Here is a 17,346-nt window from a genome sequence, read left to right on the forward strand (position 1 = left end):
GGGCTTCCGGCTGATCGACATGTCAGCCATTATGCACGAAGTACGCCGACGGTGCCGGTGACCGGTCCGCCGGCGGCACGATCGCCGGTACGTCGGTCTCGCCCAGGAACACCCGCCGTACCACTCGCTCGGCCGCCTGCCCGTCGTCGAACTCGCAGAACTTCTCCCGGTACAGATGCCGGTGCTTGGCCGCCTCAGGCGAGGCGAACGTGCCGTTCCGCAACGCGGCGAACAGCTCCTCGGACGACCGCGCCACCACCCCGGGCGGGAAGTCGGTGACGTCGAAGTACGTGCCGCGGCGGTCGTTGTAGAAGCCCTGGTCCTCGACGTGCAGCATGATCGGCCGGTCGAGGTTCGCGTAGTCGAAGGTGATCGACGAGTAGTCCGAGATCAGGACGTCGGCCGCCAGCATCAGGTCCTCGACCCGCGGGTGCCGGGATGCGTCGACCACCTTGCTGGACTGGGATTCCGGTGCCTTCGACAACGAGTAGTGGGTCCGCACCAGCACCCGGCCGTGGTCGCCGGCCGCGTTCGCCAGCTGGTCCAGATCGAGCCGGACGCCGGTCCCGCCGAGGTCCTTCAGACCGGTCGGCAGCCGGACCGAGTCGACGCCGTCGCGGAAGGTCGGCGCGTACAGGATGACCAGGTGCGAGTCGTCGTACCCGAACCCGGCCCGGATCGCCCGGACCTCGTCGAGGGTCGCGGTCAGCAGCCGGTCGTTGCGCGGGTAGCCGTACTCGAGCTCCTCGAAGTACGCCGGGTAGGTGCGCTCCCAGATCTCCGAGGAGTACCGGTTCGAGGACAGGTTGTAGTCCCAGCGGTCGACCTGCTGCATCAGCTCCTCGAGGTCGAGACCCTGGCCGGCCAGCGGGAACTTCCGCAGATCGGTGCCCATCGTCTTCAGCGGCGTACCGTGCTGGGTCTGCAGGTGGATCTGGCCCTCGCGCTTGTCCAGCTCCTTCGGCCAGTTCATGTTGCTGACGAAGTACGTCGCCTTGCCGAGCAGCTTCTCGTACGCCGGGGAGTCCGCGACGACGTACTCGACGCCCTCCGGGATCGCGCTCAGGTGATCGTTGTCGACTACCCAGACCCCGCGCAGATGCGGCGCCAGCTCGGCCGCCTTCTCGTAGATCGCCCGGGGATTGCAGGCGTACTGCTTGAACCAGTAGGCCGTGTAGGCCGCCAGGTTCGGGTCGAGCTTGGCGCGGTGCATCAGCCTGCCGACCGTCTTGCGCGCGTTCTGTGCGCGCAGCACCCGGGCGCTCAGTTTGAGTGTCGAGTAGGTGGCGTAGTCGTCGTGGATCAGCAACCAACGCTTGAACCCCCGCGCGGTCCGGTCGCTGCCGTAGCCCTCCGGCTTCCAGCGCTTCGCGAACGCATGCGCCGCGTGGAAGAAGTCGGCCCGGTCGTCGGTATCGATCCGCTCGGGCTTGGCGAGTACGGCGATGATGTGGTCCAGCGAACGGTCGAACGCGAACCGCCGCCAGCCGGCCAGCTCCGGGTCGGACTGGATGAACGCGTGCACCCGGTCGTACTGGTCGAAGATGTCCCACTGCCGGCGACCGCCGGTGGCATGGATGTTGCCGCCGGTCCGGTGCTGCCGGTAGTGCACGACGACCCGGTCCAGGGTGGCGATCCGCTCGGCGGTCAGCATCGTCGAGTAGGTCCAGGGCGCGTCCTCGTAGAAGCCGGACGTGAACGCGAACCCGTGCCGGGTGAGGAACCCGCGCCGGTACGCCTTGTTCCAGACCACCTCGAGGAAGGTCAGGAAGATCGGCCGCTCGGCCGCGGTGAACACACCCGCACCGTCCCGGCCGAACGCGTCGTGCCGCTGACTGCCGACCACCCGGCCGTCCCAGAAGATCCGCTCGTAGTCGAACATCACGATGTCAGCCCCCACGTCATCGATCCGCGCGGTGTTGTCGATCCGGCCGGCGATCGCCTCCAGCGAGCCGGGCAGCCAGAGGTCGTCGGCGTCCAGGAACAGCACGTACTCGCCGCGGCACTCCTTCAGCCCGGCGTTCCGGGCCGGTCCGTGGCCGACGTTCTCCTCCAGGTGCAGCGCCCGTACCCGCGGGTCGGCGGCCGCGTACTCGTCCAGGATCCGGCCGGACCCGTCCGGCGAGGCGTCGTCGACCCCGATCACCTCGAAGTCAGCGAACGACTGGCTCAGCACCGAGTCCAGACACGGCCGCAGCCACGCCCGCGAGGCATGGCAGGGGACCACGATGCTGAACCTGGGGACGGTGCCGAGCGCCATACGACGTCATCCTAGGGTGCAGTCATGAGTACTGACGTGTTCGAGCCGTTGGCCGGTCTGGAAGGGGTCGGGTCGGCGGCGCGGGCGGCCCGGGACGCGGTCGACGTACTGCTCCGCGACCGTGGTCTGCGCCGGGTCGGTTCGGACATGACCGCCGAGGCCCTGCTGCGCGGCGCCCACGCGTCCGCCGCCCTGGCTGGCAGTACAGCGACGCCGGACGAGGTACGCCGTGGTGCCGCCGACGGACTCGCCGCCGGTGCGGTCCGGATGACCGGCGAATTGATGGCGCTGGCGCCCCAGGTGGACAAGGCCCCCGTGCAGGTCTGGACCAGACTGCACCAGTTGGCCGCGGTAGACCTGGGTCCGGCGGCCGAGCTGGGCCACCTGCGGACCGCCGCCGAGCCGGTCCCGGACGACATTCCCGGACTGCCGCCGGCGCCTGGCGCCGACGAGATGTGGGAGCGGTTGAGCGCTCTCGCGCGCAGCCTCACCCGTCCGACCAAGGCGCCCGGTCTGGTCGTCGCGGCGATCGTGCATGCAGAGCTGGCCGTCCTGCGACCGTTCCCGCATGCCAACGGACTCGTTGCCCGAGCCGCCGAACGCTGCCTGTTGGTTGCCCGGGGCATCGATCCGGTCTCGGTCACAGTGCCGGAAGGCGGTCACTATCTGTTGCAGGCGTCCTATGCCAGCGGGCTTTCCGACTACACAGCGCGAGGACTGACCGGCGTTCGTGATTGGTTGCTGCGGTCCTGCGAGGTAGTGACAAAAGGTGCCGAGCTCTCGCCACTTGTGTCCTGAAACCATGCGAACGGCGTTCTCGGATGAGAACGCCGTCGCTGGCACAACCTCCTGGTTACCATGCGTGCACCGGTTTGCCGCCACAGGCCGGAGCCTGGGTCGCGCTGCCCGTTTGGGATGGGCTGGTCGCCGCGTGGGTGCCTGGTTGCCGTGCAATCTCTACTGGATCCGAAGATCCTTTGTGGTTCCTTTGTACTCCTGAAACCCCTTTCTGGGAAGGGGATGCGGAGCCTTCATGGAGTTGAGAACAATGAAGCTATCTTCAGCTTTCAAGCAGTCCGGGAGCGTCGGCGCGACGCCAGCAACAGGGCTCCCGCGGCAACGGCCGCGACCACGCCGACGGCTACAGCAGGTCGTCGTACGCCGCTCCGGTTGGGCTGCTGCGGTTCGGCGAACTCCAGCACCGGCCAGCCTCGCTCGACCGCGATCCGCCGCAACGCCTTGTCCGGGTTGACCGCGAACGGGTGCCCGACCGCGGCCAGCAACGGCTCGTCGGTGATGGAATCCGAGTAACCGTAGGAGGTTGACAGGTCGTAGCCCTCGGTCGCGGCCAAGGCCTCGATCGCGGTCACCTTGTTCGGACCGTACGCATACTCGGCGATCTCGCCGGTGTACTTGCCGTCGGCAACTACCATCCGGGTGGCGATCACCTTGTCCGCACCGAGGATCGCGCCGATCGGCTCGACCACCTCGGCACCGGACGACGACACGATCACCACGTCCCGGCCGGCCGCGTGGTGCTGCGCGATCAGCTCGACCGCCTCGGTGTGGATCATCGGCCGGACGATGTGGTCCAGGGTGTCGGCGACGATCGCCTTGACCGTCGCGACGTCCCAGCCGGCGCACATCGCGGAGATGTACTCGCGCATCCGCTCCATCTGGTCGTGGTCCGCGCCGCCGAGCAGGTAGACGAACTGGGCGTACGCGCTACGCAGTACCGTCCGGCGGTTGATCAGCCCGCCGGCGTAGAACGGGCGGGAGAACGCGAGCGTGCTCGAGCGCGCCAGAATGGTCTTGTCCAGATCGAAGAAAGCCGCCGATCGAGCGGTCCCGGGGTGCGCCATGGGACCGAGCATAGGCAGCTGGGAGAAACGCCGAGGGACCCGGGCTTTTGCCTGGGCCGGTATCCCGTTAGACTGGTCGGCAGTGTGACAGTGACACTGGCTGGAAGCGCCTGATCGGGTGCGTTCAGCGCCTGGCCGAAACGCAGTCAGTCGCAACTGAACTGAGATGTGTGAAGCCTGGAATCGGGGGGTACATACTCCCTGACAGTGGCAGACTGTCGCCTCCTGAACGGCCCCCGGCTCCTCCCCCCGAGCCCGTGGCCGAAGACGGCCCCCGGTCACCCCCCCGCCGGGGGCCGTCGCCTTTCTACCCTTCGCCAAGTACTGGTAAAGATTCTCGCTTTTCTGCGCGTGGGAGCGTTCTCACTTTATGCAGGGTCTTGACAATGTAATTGCCTGGTCACAGGTTGTAGAACATGAAACCGCCTGCACACCGCCCCCAGGCAGCGGTCGTCATCAGCCTGCTCGCCGTTCTCATGGGCTTTTTGGCCCCTTCCGCCGCCTCCGCGGCGACCAATCTCGTCACGAACGCCGGCTTCGAGTCCGGCACGCTCTCCGGCTGGTCCTGTCCGGCCGGCGGCGTCACGACGTCCGCCCCGCACTCCGGCTCATTCGCGCTCCAGGCGACACCGAGCGGGAGCGATATCGCCCAGTGCTCGCAGTCGATAGCGGTCCAGCCCAATACGGCGTACACGCTGTCGGCGTGGGTCAAAGGATCGAATGTTTACCTTGGTGTGGATGGTGGTCCCAGCACGTGGACGACTAGTTCCGGTTGGAGCCAACTGACCGTTCCGTTCACCACGGGTGCTTCGGCCACGTCGGTGTCGATCTACGTCCACAGTTGGTACGCGCTCCCGGCGTACCAGGTCGATGACGTCGTACTGGATGGTCCGGGTGGGACTCCGGACACCACGGCGCCGTCGACGCCAGGTGGTCTGGCGGTCGGCAGTCCGACCGCGAGCTCGCTGAAGCTGAACTGGTCCGCCGCGTCCGACGCGAACGGCATCGACCACTACGACGTCGTCCGCGGGACCGGAGCCGCGCAGAGCGTCGGCAACGTGACCAGCTGGACCGCGACCGGCCTCAGTGCGGCAACGACGTACTCCTTCAAGGTGCGGGCCTGTGACCCGAGTGGCAACTGCTCGGCGTACGGCGCTGCAGTGTCGGGCACCACGTCCGACGGTGGGACCAACCCGCCGCTCAGCGACCTGCCGGCGCACGTGCTCACCGGGTACTGGCAGAACTTCAACAACGGCGCGACGGTGCAGAAGATCTCCGATGTGCCGGCGGCGTACGACCTGATCGCAGTCGCCTTCGCGGATGCGGACACGTCGCGGCCGGGTGCCATCACGTTCAACCTGGACAGCGCCGGGCTCGGTGGCTACACGGTCGCGCAGTTCAAGGCCGACATCGCGGCGAAGCAGGCGGCCGGCAAGAAGGTCATCCTGTCCGTCGGCGGCCAGAACGGCACCATCTCGGTCGCGGACCCGACTGCCGCATCGAACTTCGCCAGCAGTGCGCTCTCGGTACTACGTGAGTACGGGTTCGACGGGATCGACATCGACCTGGAGAACGGCGTCAACGCGCAGTACATGGGTCAGGCGCTGACCAGTCTGCAGAGTCAGTTCGGTAGCGGACTGGTGATCACGATGGCGCCGCAGACGATCGACATGCAGGCCACCTCGTTCGAGTACTTCAAGCTGGCGCTGGCGATCAAGAGCATCCTGACCATCGTCAACGTGCAGTACTACAACTCCGGCTCGATGAACGGCTGCGACGGTCAGGTGTACTCGCAGGGCTCGGTCGACTTCATCACGGCCCAGGCCTGCATCATGCTGCAGAACGGACTGCGTCCCGACCAGGTCGGCCTCGGCCTGCCGGCGTCGTCCCAGGCGGCAGGCAGCGGGTACGTCTCGCCGACTGTCGTCAACAACGCGCTGGACTGCCTGTCCAAGGGCACCGGCTGCGGCAACTACAAGCCGAGCTCACCGTGGCCCTCGCTGCGTGGGGCGATGACTTGGTCGACCAACTGGGACGCGTCGAACGGCAACCAGTTCGCGAACCAGGTCGGTAGCCACGTGCACTCACTGCCCTGATCATGCACAGCTATCGACCGGCTCCGGTGCTGGAGGCGCTCGGTGTCTGCTCGGAGGACGAGCAGCTCTACCGGGCGCTTCTGGCCCGCCCAGAGTCCACGGCGACTCACCTGGCCGCGTTCGTCGACTGGCCCGCCAACCGGGTCGGCCGACACCTTAGGTCCCTACTGTCCCTCGGTCTGGCGTCCCGAACCCCAGGACGTCCGGCCCGCTACGTACCCGCAGTACCAGAGGCTGCGGTCGAGCTGCTTGCGCTTCGGAGACAGGCGGCGATTGTCGAGGCTCGGCTCGGAGCTGCTGTGCTCACGGCCGAGTTCCGGCAGCCGGATGCGTTCACGGTGGTCCGGGGAGCCGAGGCGATCGCGCAGCGGTTCTATCAGGCTCAGCAGTGCGCGCAGGGCGAAGTACTCGTGCTGGATCGGTTGCCGTACGCCGTGGAGCCTCGTCGGGTGCAAGGGGTGACCTATCGAACGATCTACGACATGGCGTCGTTGTCGGAGCCAGGTGACCTCGTCGCGGCCCGATCGGCGGGCTGCTGCCGGATGCTTCGCGACGTACCGCTCAAGCTGGTCGTCGTCGACCGGCGTACTGCGTTGCTTCCAACCGCACCCGATGTTGTCGTAGAGCTGGGGTCGTCGAGTCTCCTGGATGCCCTGGTCCGCCTGTTTGATCTCTTGTGGCAGCAGGCGAGTCCACTGACTCCATCTGGCTCCGACGGGCCGTTGAGCTTCGACGACCAGCAGCTGCTCTCACTGGCCGCCGCAGGCCTCACCGACCAAGCCATCGCCCGTCGTCTGGGAGTGGCTCAGCGAACCGTAGAACGCCGCATGCAACGCATTCTGAAAGCCCTCGACGCCACCACCCGCTTCCAGGCGGGTCTCCGCGCCGGCCAACGCGGTCTGCTCGTTTAGTCGGTGACGTCAGCCACCGTTGCGTTCAGGGCCTTGGAGAGTGCCTGGGCATCGACTGTGATGCCGACCCCGTGATCCCCACCGCCGATGGAGATAGTGCCGGTGATCCGCTCGTCCGCGATCACCGGCCAGGCGTGCGTGCTCCCGAGCGGCGTGATCGTCCCGCGTACGTATCCGGTGACGTCGTACGCCGTGTCCTTGTCCGGCATCGAGATCCGGTTCACGCCGAGCAGCGCCCGCAGCTTGGGCCACGCGATCTCGCGGTCGCCAGGTACCAGCACGAACCGATAGTCGTCGTCCGACAGCCGGACCACGATCGTCTTGATCAGCTTGGCCGGCTCGATACCTCGTGCCGCGGCAGCCTCTTCCAGCGAGTTCACCCGGCCGTGCTTGGTCACCTCGTAGGTGAGGCCCAACTGATCAGCTGCGTCGGTCGCCTTGGTCACCTAGTTAGTTTGCACCCGGCTCGGAACGTTCTTGAGCAAGACCGCCAGGATGAGGGTGACCAGGAACAGTGCTCCGGCCTCCACTGCGACACCAGTCCACCCGCCGCGGCTCCACGCCGTACCTGCGAGGCCTCCGAAGACGGAGGAGCCGAGGTAGAAGGAGAACAGGTACATGCTGGACGCCTGAGCGGTGCCGACTCCGCTCGCGTGCGCCCGGGCGGGGACCCAGCCGCTGGCCACTCCGTGCACCGCGAAGAAGCCGGCCGTCATCACCGCCAACCCCAGCACGATGAATGGCAGCGGAGCGGCCAGCGTGATCGCCACACCGGCCAGTGTGATCAGACAGCCGATCGGTACGACGGCACGCCGTCCGAAGCGGTCTGCCAGCGAACCTGCCGTCGCAGAACCCGCCGAGCCGAGCAGATAGACGCAGAAGACCAGTCCGGCGGCGCCTGCGCTCAGGTGGTACGGCGCACCGGACAGCCGGAAGACCGCTCCGTTGTACACGGCGACGAACGCGCCCACAGCCGTCGCTGCGATGCCGTAGAGCGCGAGTAATGCCGGGTCGCGTAGTACCCGGGCCGACGGGCGGGCCGGGCTTGGCCGGAAGTTTCTGGACGCGGGCAGGAGGAGCCAGACCACCGCTGCGCACAGCACGCCGACCGCGGCGATCCCGCCGGTCGCGAATCGCCAACCGCCGAGGTCCGACAACCCACCGGCGATCAGACGTCCCGCCATGCCGCCAACCGCCGTACCCGCGATGTAGAGCCCGCTGGCCCGCGCGTGGCTGTCCGGGTGCACCTCTTCGCGCAGATAGGCCATCGCGACCGCTGGCAGTCCAGCCATCGCGATTCCCTGCAGGCCGCGGAGTGCGAGCAGCGTGTGCCACGTCGGGGCGAACGCGCTGAGCAATGCGAAGAGGGAGGTCGCGGCGACCGACCAGCGCATCAGATTGGTCCGGCCGAGGACCTCCGATGCCGGACCGGCGACCAGCAGCGCCAGACCGAGACCGAATGTGGCGAAGGACACGCTGAACGCGCTCTGACTAGGAGAGACGTGGAACGCGTCGACGAGCTCAGGCAGCAGCGGCTGCGTGCTGTAGAGCAGAGCGAACGTCGCCAGCCCCGCCGCGAACAGTGCGATGGAGAGCTTGCGGTACTCCGGGTCCCCGGGCAGGTACCCGGTCTGGAGAGCGACGGACTGGTGCATGTCTTCGACGGTCGCACGCCTTGTGCGATACGTAAAATGTCGATCTCAGCAGAAATCGATACGCTTTCAGTATGCATGTCGACGATCTGCGGTGGTTCGCCGTACTCGCGGAGACCGAGCACCTGACCGAGGCGGCCACGGCGCTGGGCACCAGCCAGCCGAATCTGTCCCGGTCGCTGCAGCGGGTGGAGCGGGCTTTCGGGGTGCCGTTGTTCGAGCGTGAGCGACGCGGCGTGCGGCTGAATCCGTACGGCCGCCTGGTTCTGGAGGCCGCGCGGGCCGGGACGGCGGCGGTCGACACCGCGAAGCGCCGGATCGACGCGCTCGTCGACCCGGACTCCGGCACCGTGCGGCTCGCGTTCCTGCACTCGGTCGCCACCAGCCTGATGCCCGATCTGCTGAAGGCTTTCCGCGCGGAGGCGCCGAACGTCGGGTTCGCGCTGCGGCAGGAGCCGGCGCACGACATCGTCCAGGACCTCGAGACCGGAGAGGCCGAGATCGCGATCGTCGCGCCCCGGCCGGACCCTGCCCGCTTCGGTTGGCATCTGCTCGAGCGGCAGCGGTTGTATCTGCACGTGCCGCCCGGGCATGCCCTTGCGTCCCGGCAGCGGGTTGAGCTTGAGGCAGCTCGGGACGAGCCGTTCATAGGGCTGCAGCCCGGCTTCGGGTTCCGCCGAGTGACCGACGAACTGTTCCGGACTGCCGGCTTCATTCCACGGTTGGCGTTCGAGGCGACCGACCTGGCGACGATCGACAGCCTGGTCGGTGCGGGCCTCGGTGTGGCGATCCTGCCGGCCGGGGCGGTTCGTGGGAACGACAGCGGTGCCGTGTCGGTCCCGCTCGCGGGTGTTCAGGCCCGGCGGGAGATCGGGATGTCCTGGCGGCTGAGTGCGCCGTTGACGCCTGCGGCCGAGCGATTCCGGACGTTTGTCCGGTCCCTGCCGGCGACGTCCAGCTGACTGCCGAGACAACGACTTTCGTAGCGTTCGTCCAATTTTCCAGGTGTCGACTTGCAGAGAGAGGCCTTTCCACCGCACTCTTTCCTGCGTGGGGAAGCGTCTGGGATCGTTCCGGCCGAGTCGCCGGCTGCTGTTCGCAGCCGGGACGGCGGCAGCTGCGTCGACGGTTGCTTCGGCGGCCGCTGCCGAGGCGGTTCCGGTCTCCCCGCAGAGCCCGGCCGATGCTGCCGGCGGACTGCTGACGCTGGGCAACTACGGCTCCGGAGTGCTCGGCGCCTGGGATCGCCAGGCCCGCGCGATCTCGAACGAGGCGCAGATCCGCCGGACCCGCGAGAACGACGGCGTCTTCATGTTCGGCGACAGCATCGGCGTCCAGGACGGACCGGCGTTGGCCCGGCAGCTGTCGAAGCTCGGGATCATGGTCGCCGTGCACAACTGGGCCGGCCGGCCGGTGACTCCCGCGGTCGACGCGCTGGACACCTGGGCGCAGGACTACGGCCTGCCGCACCGGATCCTGATGTCGGTCGGCTCCAACGACATCTTCACGCCGCCGGCAGTCGCGGCCCAGGTCGACCGAACCATGCAGATCGTCGGCGAGGAGCGGACGGTCTACTGGGTCAACGTCCAGGCGGCCCGCACCGCGTTCGGTGCGGACATCAAGGTGTCGGACCAGCGCAACAGCGCCTGGATCAACCTGCAGCTCGCCGAGGCCCAGCGCCGCTACGACAACCTTCGGATCGTGCACTGGGCCGAGCACCTGGCCTCCAGCCCGAATCGGCTGGCCCGCTACCTCCGCGACGGCCTGCATCCGTCGAAGCCGCTCGGGCAGAACGCCCGCAACAGCCTGATCGTCGACGCGATCAAGGCCGGCTGAGTGCGGCCGACAGCCGCACCCAGCCGGAACTTGTTCTAGAACCCTGCGGTGATGCGGGTGAAGTCCCAGTCGCCCTGGGCGATACCGCTGCAGTTGGACACCACGCCGCCGCCGGCGCAACCGCGGTCGCGGTTCACGCCCCAGAACGACAGCCGGCCGAGCCCGTTGCTCTTGGCCCAGTTGGTGATGCTCTGCCAGGTCGCGGTGGTGGTCATCTCCTGCTGATCGGACAGACCGTTCATGCCGGAGATGCCCTGGTGGGCGTAGGCCTCGGCGCTGGACCAGCCGAAGGTGGACATCAGCTTGCTGTTCAGGCCCTGCTCCGCACCGACCGTGTCGTTGTAGATGTTCGAGCTGCCGAAGTCGAACGGCATCAGCGTGAAGATGTCGATATTCGCGCCGAGTGCCTTGGACTGGTCGATCAGCCGGTTCCCGTAGTACGTCGGACCGGTCGTCGACGTACCGAACGTGACGATGGTCTGGATACCGGGGTTGTTCTGCTTGACGATCTTCAGCGCGTTCAGGATGCGGTCCTGCACGGCCTCGTTCTCGAACTCGTCGGTGTTCTCGATGTCGATGTCGATCGCCTTCAGGCCGTAGGCGCTGATCACCTGCTGGTACGCGCCGGCCAGCGCCGCGGGAGTGCTGCAGTTCGGGCCCAGCTTGTTGCCCTGCCAGCCGCCGAACGACGGTACGACGTCGCCGCCGGCCGCACGGATCGCGGCGATGGCGTTGGCGTCAGTGCTGCCCTGCAGCGGACGGCTGCCGTCCCAGGCCGGGTTGCAGCCACCGGACGAGAGGACGAACGCCATGGTGAACCACTTGATCCCGGTGGCGTTCATGACGGTCGCCGGTGCCGGCGGGTCGCCCCAGCCCATGAACAGGTACGGCGCGGCCTGCTTGGTCCCAGTGTTCCCGCCGCCACCGGTGCCGGTCTTGACGGAGATGCTGCCGCTCTTCGCTCCTTCGCCGGCGCTGTTCGACGCACTGACCTGGTAGCTGTACGACGTGTTCGCGCTCAGTCCGGAATCGGTGTACGACGTCCCGGTCGGGCTACCGACCTTCGAGCCGTTCCGATAGACGTTGTAGCTGGTTGCTCCGGACGGCGCCGACCAGGAGAGGCTCACTGACGACGCGGTCGACGTACCGGCGAGGCCTGTGGGTGCGCCGGGGACGGTGCCGCCTCCGCCGCCACCTGAGCAGGAGCCGCCGTTCAAGCGGCAGGCGGCGAGGCCGGCGAAGTTACCCGGGCTGCCGTTGAAGCCGAAGCTGACGGTCGCGCCGGGTGCGAGTGGTCCGGCCCAGCTCGGCGGGGTGAACGTGTGCGTCTGTCCACTGCTGGTGTTGGTCGCGTCCCAGGCGCTGGTGACTGTGTATCCGGACGGGAAGTCCAGCGCGACCGACCAGGTGCTGAGGGAGCTGGTGGTGCCGTTGGTGACGGTCACCTTGCCCTCGAAGCCGGAACCCCAGTCGGACACTTTGGTGAAGGTGGCAGAGACTCCTGCCGCGTTGGCTGCCTGTGCGGTCAGCAGGGCGATGAACACCGCGATGATGGCCGCTACGGCCACAGTGATGCGTTTCATGATGCTCCGATCAGTGGGCGGTACGTGATCAGACCTGGCCCCAGAGTGCGGGGACGTTCGGTGGCTCCCAGCCGACCAAGGAGGTGTGTCCCTGGATGCACTTGTAGGTGACGCCGTTGTAGGTCACGAGCGCACCGGTCGCGTACGTCGTGTTCGCCGCCCACGGGGTGGCCGTGCCTGGCGGTGTCGTCGGCGGTGTGGTTGGCGGGGTCGTCGGGGGCGTGGTCGGGGGAGTCGTGGGCGGAGTGGTCGGCGGCGTAGTAGGCGGGGTGGTGGGCGGCGTCGTGGGTGGGCCGCTGCATCCTGCGGTGCCGGAGTTGACCGCGTCGACCACGTTGTTGAAGAGGGTGACTGCGGGGTCGAGTGCCTCGAGCGAATACATCATCGCGCCGGCCAGACCGTTGCAGTGCTGGTAGTCGGCCTTGGCCTTGATCGACTGCGCGTTGTCGCCGGACCAGAACGTGCCATTGCTGTAGAACCACGAGGACTTCGTTGCGTCGTCGAAGTACGACATGGACGGGTTGTCGACGAAGCCGGTCAGTTCCTTGTAGAACGAGACACCTGGCACATTGCCACTCATCGCGTGCCCGTCGGCCGGTCCGGTCGCCGTCTGGTACTTGCCGTTGTCGGTGGCTGGCACACCCTTCCATCCCCTGTAGTAGAAGGGGTATCCGATGCTCAGCTTGTTCGCCGGGAATCCACCGGGGATGCCGTACGCCGAGTCACCTGTGGTCCATGCCTTCACCGCGGCGTCGATCGAGTACTTGCCCTGACCCGGTGGGATGGGGCTGCTCGGGTCGTTCGGTGCGGTGTAGAGCGGGTCCTGGAAGTTGGTCGGTCCGGTGGCCTCCCAGCCGCCGTGCATGTCGTACGTCATCACGTTGTTGTAGTCGAGGTACTGACCGACCTTGTTGGTCTCGATGGTGGCGATCTTGTCCTGTCCGGCCGGGGTGGCGGCGGTCAGGTAGTACCGCTTGCCGGTCTGGCTGCCGTACGCGTCGAGCTGGGCACGGAACTCGGCCAGCAGCAGCGTGAAGTTCTGCTTGTCGGCGGCGCTGTAGTGGTTGCCGGTGTGACCGTTCGGCGAGCCTGGGTACTCCCAGTCGATGTCGACACCGTCGAAGATCCCGGCTGCCGAACCGGCGCCGCCGAAGCCGTCGATGACCGGCAGGTCGCCCTTGAGGAACATGTTCACGCAGGAGCTGACGAAGGCCTTGCGCTTGGCGTCGGTGGATGCGGCGTCGGAGAAGTACTTCGAGTAGGTCCAGCCGCCGATCGAGATCAGGATCTTCAGGTTCGGCGCCTTCGCCTTGAGCTTCTTGAGCTGGTTGAAGTTCCCCTGGATCGGCTGGTTCCAGACGTCACCGACGCCGTCGACGCTGATGTCCGCGCCGTACGACTTGCCGTAGTCGGCGAACGCGTCACCGGCGCCGTCTCCGGCGTTCGGGTTGCTCTCGTCCTGCGACGCGGCCTTGTTGGCCATGAAGCAGGTGTGGTTGGTCGGGTCGATGTTCGCGAACGCGTAGTTCAGGAAGTCCAGCTTCCCGGCGACACCGGTGGTGACCATGTTCTTGGGGTAGAAGCCGTTGGCGTAGATACCCCACTGGGCGAAGTACGCCGTCTTGACGCCACCGCTGGTGGCCTGTGGAGCCGTGGTGGCTGCGTTGGCCGCGGTGGCGTCCGGGGTCGCGAGAGAGACGCCGGCGGCGGTGATCAGGGCAGTGGCCGCGACGGCGGCCGTGGCGGCGAGCATGCGCAATCGACTCATCAGAGATCCTCCGGAGCGATGGGACGGAAGCGGTCCGGTGAAATTTAGTTAAAGACGCTTCGAAAGGAACCGTAACCTTTCACGGCGGGTTGGTCGCGGGCTCGTCGTGGCGGGTTCCCGCTGCTGACGGAAAGCCGACAACGCTTTGTCCACAGGGGATCCTCTCGTCTGTCCGCAGCAGGTCCGACAACGGCATGTTCTAAGCATGGACACGAACTCACCCAGCACTTCGGTGCTCATGGCAACTACTGACGAAGCCTTGCTCGACGATCTGCTGCGGCTGTCCGCGGCCGCGTCGATCACACCGCTGATCGAGCCGGACCTCCTCGGCCTCCGGCGCAGCTGGCACTCCTGCTCACTGGTCGTGATCGGCCGCGACCTGGCCGAGCCTCTGGCCCGCGTTCAGCCTGCCCACCGACCAGGGGTCGTCGTGGTCGGCTCAGCTCTCGACGGCGACGACCTCTACCGCTCTGCCTTCGACGTCGGCGCGGACGAGGTGTTTCGCTTACCCACGGACGAATCCGCGCTGGCCGGGAAGCTGGCGGATGCGGTGGACGGCGCCGTCCGGACTGCCTTCACGCTCGCCTTCGTCGGCGGCTGCGGGGGAGCGGGCGCCACCACACTCGCGTCCGCTGTGGCGGTCTTCGGCAATCGGCGTGGCTTCCGCACGATGCTGATCGATGGCGATCCGTTGGGCGGCGGCATCGAATTGGCGCTCGGTATCGAACGCGATCCCGGTGACCGTTGGCCCAAGCTTCTCAACGCGTCCGGCCGGGTGAGTGCCGCGGCTCTGCGTTCCGCCCTGCCATCCGTCGACGGACTCGGGGTCCTGTCCTGGGATCAGTCCGACGTGACCGTCCTGCCACCCGAAACGATGGGCTCGGTGCTCAGCGCGGCCCAACGCAGCAGCGACCTCGTCGTGGTCGACCTTCCCCGACGGGCGGACCCGGCAGTCGAGGAGGGATTCGTCCGGGCCGCCGCGACCCTCCTCGTCGTGCCGTGCGACGTCCGCTCGGTCGCTGCGGCCAAACGCCTCGTGGGTCCATTGCGTGCGGTCGCCGGCGATCTCCGGGTGGTCGCCCGCGAGTCCCGCCCGCACGGACTGTCCGCGGATGACGTCGCCGCACACCTGTCCTTGCCCTTAGCAACAAAATTCGGAACCGAACGCGATCTCCCCGCGGCGATGGACCAAGGCCGCTTCGACCCACGCCCCCGCGGCCGCCTGGCCCGAGCCGCCACCGACATCCTCAACCTCTTCACCTCCGCCCCATGACCCTTCGCACTTAAGCCCCCGGATCGGAAACCGCATGAACGCTCGCCCACCCGCACCCGCAAGGGCCGCCGCACCCGCCGCCGCAGCGGCAGCCGCAGCCGCGCGCGACAGCGCGCCGGTGTCCGCCGAAGTCCTGCAACGCGTCCGCGGCACGCTCGCGCTCACTGGCGCCAAACCAACCCCCGCCCACGTCGCGGCCGCCCTCCGCGCCGACGGCACTGTCTTCGGCGACGCCATGGTGCTGGCCGTCGTCACCGCCCTCCGCCGCGAAGCCCTCGGCGCAGGCCCGCTCGACACCTTGCTCGCCGAGCCAGGCATCACCGACATCCTGGTCAACGGCCCCGACGAGGTCTACATCGACCGCGGTCGCGGTCTCGAACGCGTCTTCGTCCGCACCGGCGACGAACCCGCCATCCGCCGCCTCGCCACCCGTCTCGCCGCCGCAGCAGGCCGTCGCCTCGACGACTCCACGCCGTACGTCGACGTCCGCCTCTCCGACGGCACCCGATTCCACGCCGTACTCGCCCCGATCGCGGCACCAGGCACCTGCCTGTCCCTCCGCGTACCGTCCCGCCACGTCTTCACCCTCGACGACCTGGTCGCCGCAGGCGCCCTCCCACCAGCAGGTACGCCGATCCTCCGCGACCTGCTCGAATCACGCCTCGCGTTCCTCATCAGCGGAGGTACCGGCACAGGCAAGACAACCCTGCTCAACTCGCTGCTCACCGTGGCCGATCCATCGGAGCGCCTCGTCCTGGTCGAGGACGCGAGCGAGCTCCGCCCCGACCATCCGCATGTCGTGAGACTCGAGGCAAGACCGCCCAACGTCGAAGGCAGCGGCGAGATCTCCCTACGCGATCTCGTCCGCCAGGCACTGCGCATGCGGCCCGATCGCCTGGTCGTCGGCGAGGTCCGTGGCGCCGAAGTCGTCGATCTCCTGACTGCCCTCAACACCGGCCACGAAGGCGGCTGCGGCACCATCCACGCCAACTCCGCCGCCGACGTACCGGCCCGACTCGAGGCCCTCGGCGCACTGGCAGGTCTCACCCGAGAGGCCGTCCACAGCCAGGTGGCCTCCGCCCTGCACGCCATCATCCACCTGACCCGAGGTTCAGACGGCGTACGCCGGATCGCCGAGATCCGCACGATTGATCGCCACCCCGACGGTCACGTCATCACTCAACCAGCCATCGAGTTCCACCCCAACGGCACCATCGCCCGACTACCCGCATCCGACCGCTTCACCAATCCCCAGCCAGGCCTCGTCGGTGCGGCATGAGTTCCGCCTTCCTGGCCGGCCTGATGGCGTTCCTCGCCTGCGCGCTGATCCTTCCGAAGCCAGGTCGCGGGCTGCACCGATTGACCGCTCCGATCCCACGCCGCGACAAACCTGATGGGCGATCACTGCCGCGGCTGCCTTCTCTGGCTCGGCTCTCGCTGGTCGTTTCGGCCGCCGCGACCGTCCTTCTCCTCCTCGGGGTACAAGTCCTGGTCTCGGCCGCCGCGATCGGCGTCGTCCTCGCGCTCGCCGCCGTACAACGAGCCCAACAGCAACGCCGTACAGCGGCCGCAGCTCGCCGTGCTCAGATCATCGAGGCCCTCGACGTACTGGCCGCCGACCTGACCGCGGGCCGTCCGCCTATCGCCGCGTTGGAGGGCGCAGCATCCATCAGCCCGGACTTCCAGGTCGCTCACGCAGCAGCCAAGCTCGGCGGCGACGTCGCCGGCGCACTCGAACTGGCAGCCGAATCACCGGGCGGCGCAGGCCTCCGCGCGTTGGCCGCGGCCTGGCGCGTGACCGAGGAGTCCGGCGCCGCCTTCGCCGCTCTGACCGAACGTCTTTCGAGCTCGCTACGAGCCGACGAGACCATCCACCGGCAAACCGAGGCCAGCCTCGCCGGCGCACGCTCCACCGCCCGCATCCTCGCCGCCCTCCCGATCTTCGGCATCGCCCTCGGCTACTCCCTGGGCGCCGATCCCTTGACCTTCCTGACCGCGACCCCCACCGGCTGGCTCTGCCTCACCGCTGGGCTGTCGCTCACCACCCTCGGCCTCCACTGGACCGCCCGACTGTCCGAGGTCGCCCGATGACTACCAAGCCTCCC

Annotated in this window: 14 protein-coding genes; 8 read left to right on the forward strand and 6 right to left on the reverse strand. The window is 67.8% G+C overall.

Annotation, left to right across the window (positions count from 1 at the left end; genetic code table 11):
* Positions 1-22: 22 nt before the first annotated feature.
* Entirely contained in the window at positions 23-2,260 is a 2,238-nt protein-coding gene (locus tag EV650_RS26365; RefSeq protein WP_134121677.1) for a bifunctional glycosyltransferase/CDP-glycerol:glycerophosphate glycerophosphotransferase, read from the reverse strand.
* A 24-nt stretch (positions 2,261-2,284) separates the two neighbouring features.
* Here EV650_RS26365 and EV650_RS26370 point away from each other — a divergent pair, with 24 nt between their 5' ends.
* Positions 2,285-3,058 (forward strand): Fic family protein, encoded by a 774-nt coding sequence (locus EV650_RS26370; RefSeq protein ID WP_134121678.1) that lies wholly within the window; start codon positions 2,285-2,287, stop codon positions 3,056-3,058.
* Between the two features lie 269 nt (positions 3,059-3,327).
* On the opposite strand, the gene EV650_RS26375 is transcribed toward EV650_RS26370, so the two are convergent.
* On the reverse strand, positions 3,328-4,122 hold the full coding sequence (locus EV650_RS26375; protein ID WP_238174461.1) for an HAD family hydrolase: 795 nt from the start codon (positions 4,120-4,122) through the stop codon (positions 3,328-3,330).
* Between the two features lie 416 nt (positions 4,123-4,538).
* Here EV650_RS26375 and EV650_RS26380 point away from each other — a divergent pair, with 416 nt between their 5' ends.
* Positions 4,539-6,218, forward strand: coding sequence for a chitinase (locus tag EV650_RS26380; protein WP_134121680.1), 1,680 nt, complete (start codon positions 4,539-4,541; stop codon positions 6,216-6,218).
* A gap of 2 nt (positions 6,219-6,220) precedes the next feature.
* Complete coding sequence (locus EV650_RS26385; protein ID WP_134121681.1) at positions 6,221-7,129, forward strand: helix-turn-helix transcriptional regulator; 909 nt, start codon at positions 6,221-6,223, stop codon at positions 7,127-7,129.
* On the opposite strand, the gene EV650_RS26390 is transcribed toward EV650_RS26385, so the two are convergent.
* Positions 7,126-7,575 (reverse strand): aminoacyl-tRNA deacylase, encoded by a 450-nt coding sequence (locus EV650_RS26390; protein ID WP_134121682.1) that lies wholly within the window; start codon positions 7,573-7,575, stop codon positions 7,126-7,128. The two genes, EV650_RS26385 and EV650_RS26390, sit on opposite strands and share 4 nt — an antisense overlap.
* The gene (locus EV650_RS26395) at positions 7,576-8,784 is read right to left on the reverse strand and encodes an MFS transporter (RefSeq protein WP_166678274.1); all 1,209 of its coding nucleotides are present in this window, start codon (positions 8,782-8,784) and stop codon (positions 7,576-7,578) included.
* A gap of 71 nt (positions 8,785-8,855) precedes the next feature.
* On the opposite strand from EV650_RS26395, the gene EV650_RS26400 reads away from it, so the two are divergent.
* Positions 8,856-9,743, forward strand: a complete 888-nt coding sequence (locus tag EV650_RS26400; protein WP_134121683.1) for a LysR family transcriptional regulator — start codon at positions 8,856-8,858, stop codon at positions 9,741-9,743.
* Positions 9,744-9,831: 88 nt separating this feature from the next.
* Positions 9,832-10,617 (forward strand): SGNH/GDSL hydrolase family protein, encoded by a 786-nt coding sequence (locus tag EV650_RS26405; RefSeq protein WP_238174462.1) that lies wholly within the window; start codon positions 9,832-9,834, stop codon positions 10,615-10,617.
* Between the two features lie 35 nt (positions 10,618-10,652).
* Here EV650_RS26405 and EV650_RS26410 read toward each other — a convergent pair whose 3' ends face one another.
* Together EV650_RS26410 and EV650_RS26415 are read right to left on the reverse strand one after the other, a co-directional pair.
* Positions 10,653-12,200, reverse strand: coding sequence for a cellulose binding domain-containing protein (locus EV650_RS26410; RefSeq protein WP_134121684.1), 1,548 nt, complete (start codon positions 12,198-12,200; stop codon positions 10,653-10,655).
* A 28-nt stretch (positions 12,201-12,228) separates the two neighbouring features.
* Positions 12,229-13,968, reverse strand: coding sequence for a glycosyl hydrolase family 18 protein (locus tag EV650_RS26415; protein ID WP_134121685.1), 1,740 nt, complete (start codon positions 13,966-13,968; stop codon positions 12,229-12,231).
* A gap of 205 nt (positions 13,969-14,173) precedes the next feature.
* Here EV650_RS26415 and ssd point away from each other — a divergent pair, with 205 nt between their 5' ends.
* From ssd to EV650_RS26430, 3 genes are read left to right on the forward strand one after another with little or no spacing between them, the layout of a single operon-like run.
* Entirely contained in the window at positions 14,174-15,241 is a 1,068-nt protein-coding gene (ssd, locus tag EV650_RS26420) for a septum site-determining protein Ssd (RefSeq protein ID WP_134121686.1), read from the forward strand.
* 34 nt (positions 15,242-15,275) lie between these two features.
* Positions 15,276-16,520: a TadA family conjugal transfer-associated ATPase gene (locus EV650_RS26425; protein WP_134121687.1), complete on the forward strand. Its 1,245-nt coding sequence runs from the start codon at positions 15,276-15,278 to the stop codon at positions 16,518-16,520.
* Positions 16,517-17,332 (forward strand): type II secretion system F family protein, encoded by an 816-nt coding sequence (locus tag EV650_RS26430; RefSeq protein ID WP_134121688.1) that lies wholly within the window; start codon positions 16,517-16,519, stop codon positions 17,330-17,332. Before EV650_RS26425 ends, EV650_RS26430 begins: the two co-directional genes overlap by 4 nt.
* Positions 17,333-17,346: the final 14 nt, after the last annotated feature.

This window comes from Kribbella kalugense, assembly GCF_004365875.1.
GTDB classification, from domain to species: domain Bacteria; phylum Actinomycetota; class Actinomycetes; order Propionibacteriales; family Kribbellaceae; genus Kribbella; species Kribbella kalugense.